The sequence below is a fragment of the Ochrobactrum sp. SFR4 genome, from assembly GCF_019730395.1.
Taxonomy (GTDB): Bacteria; Pseudomonadota; Alphaproteobacteria; order Rhizobiales; family Rhizobiaceae; genus Pseudochrobactrum.
The window spans coordinates 1-253 of record NZ_JAAPBB010001051.1 but is presented as its reverse complement, the minus strand read 5'-3'; the positions used below and the strand labels follow the sequence as shown (position 1 = coordinate 253).

The 253-nt window shown below is 52.2% G+C and carries 1 protein-coding gene; it reads left to right on the top strand.

Annotated features, from left to right (window positions below):
* A partial coding sequence (locus HBA93_RS22270; protein WP_221724690.1) for a heme exporter protein CcmB occupies window positions 1-253 on the top strand: 253 nt, incomplete at both ends.

The window sequence follows — 253 nt, the reverse complement described above, 5'->3', positions numbered from 1 at the left end:
GCCCTGCAATGCTCTGGCTTGGGGCACTGCTGGCGGTGCTGCTTGGTCTTGACCGTTTGTTTCAGGCGGATCGCGAAGATGGCTCACTCGATGTGATGATTATGGCGCGTGAACGCCATTTTCTGACATTGACGGTGATTGTGAAATGTCTGTCCCATTGGGTAGCAACAGTATTGCCGCTGGTAATTGCCGCACCATTTCTGGGATTGATTATGAATATGGAACCGCTGGCGATCCTCGCGACAACATTGAC